The sequence below is a fragment of the Paenibacillus lautus NBRC 15380 genome, assembly GCF_004000945.1.
Taxonomy (GTDB): domain Bacteria; phylum Bacillota; class Bacilli; order Paenibacillales; family Paenibacillaceae; genus Paenibacillus_AQ; species Paenibacillus_AQ lautus.
Window position 1 is genome coordinate 1 of record NZ_BIMF01000050.1, and the last position, 1640, is coordinate 1640.

General features: G+C 54.3%; 1 rRNA gene. It reads left to right on the forward strand.

Annotation, left to right across the window (positions count from 1 at the left end):
* Positions 1 to 1639, forward strand: a 23S ribosomal RNA gene (locus tag PLA01S_RS31735); the annotation flags it as partial.
* Position 1640: the final 1 nt, after the last annotated feature.

Consider the following 1640-nt stretch of genomic DNA (forward strand, 5'->3'; position numbering starts at 1 on the left):
ACAAGTGAGAATGCCGGTATGAGTAACGAAAAGATCAGTGAGAATCTGATCCGCCGAAAGCCCAAGGTTTCCTGAGGAAGGCTCGTCCGCTCAGGGTAAGTCGGGACCTAAGGTGAGGCCGAAAGGCGTAATCGAAGGACAACAGGTTGAAATTCCTGTACCACCGTAAACCGTTATGAACGATGGGGTGACGCAGGAGGGTAGTGACGCGGACTGATGGATGTCCGTCCAAGCAGTGAGGCTGATGTGTAGGCAAATCCGCACATCGTAAGGCTGGGCTGTGATGGGGAGTGAAAATTATAGTAGCGAAGGTCATGATCTCACACTGCCAAGAAAAGCCTCTAGTCAGGTGAAGGTGCCCGTACCGCAAACCGACACAGGTAGGCGAGAAGAGAATTCTAAGGCGCGCGGAAGAACTCTCGTTAAGGAACTCGGCAAAATGACCCCGTAACTTCGGGAGAAGGGGTGCCTCGGTAGGGTGAATAGCCCGAGGGGGCCGCAGTGAAAAGGCCCAAGCGACTGTTTAGCAAAAACACAGGTCTGTGCGAAGCCGTAAGGCGAAGTATACGGGCTGACGCCTGCCCGGTGCTGGAAGGTTAAGGGGAGCGGTTAGGAGCAATCCGAAGCTGTGAACCGAAGCCCCAGTAAACGGCGGCCGTAACTATAACGGTCCTAAGGTAGCGAAATTCCTTGTCAGGTAAATTCTGACCCGCACGAATGGCGTAACGACTTGGGCGCTGTCTCAACGAGAGATCCGGTGAAATTTTAATACCTGTGAAGATGCAGGTTACCCGCGACAAGACGGAAAGACCCCATGGAGCTTTACTGCAGCTTGATATTGGATTTGGGTACGATCTGTACAGGATAGGTGGGAGCCTTTGAAGCATGAGCGCCAGCTTGTGTGGAGGCGACGTTGGGATACCACCCTGATCGTATCTAGGTTCTAACCTGGTACCGTGATCCGGTACGGGGACAGTGTCAGGCGGGCAGTTTGACTGGGGCGGTCGCCTCCTAAAGAGTAACGGAGGCGCCCCAAGGTTCCCTCAGAATGGTTGGAAATCATTCGAAGAGTGCAAAGGCATAAGGGAGCTTGACTGCGAGACCTACAAGTCGAGCAGGGACGAAAGTCGGGCTTAGTGATCCGGTGGTACCGCATGGAAGGGCCATCGCTCAACGGATAAAAGCTACCCTGGGGATAACAGGCTTATCTCCCCCAAGAGTCCACATCGACGGGGAGGTTTGGCACCTCGATGTCGGCTCATCGCATCCTGGGGCTGAAGTAGGTCCCAAGGGTTGGGCTGTTCGCCCATTAAAGCGGTACGCGAGCTGGGTTCAGAACGTCGTGAGACAGTTCGGTCCCTATCTGTCGTGGGCGTAGGAAATTTGAGAGGAGCTGTCCTTAGTACGAGAGGACCGGGATGGACGTACCGCTGGTGCACCAGTTGTTCCGCCAGGAGCATGGCTGGGTAGCTACGTACGGACGGGATAAGCGCTGAAAGCATCTAAGCGTGAAGCCCCCCTCAAGATGAGATTTCCCAACTAGTAAGACCCCTTGAAGACGACGAGGTAGATAGGTTGGAGGTGGAAGTGCAGCAATGCATGGAGCTGACCAATACTAATCGGTCGAGGGCTTATCCAAA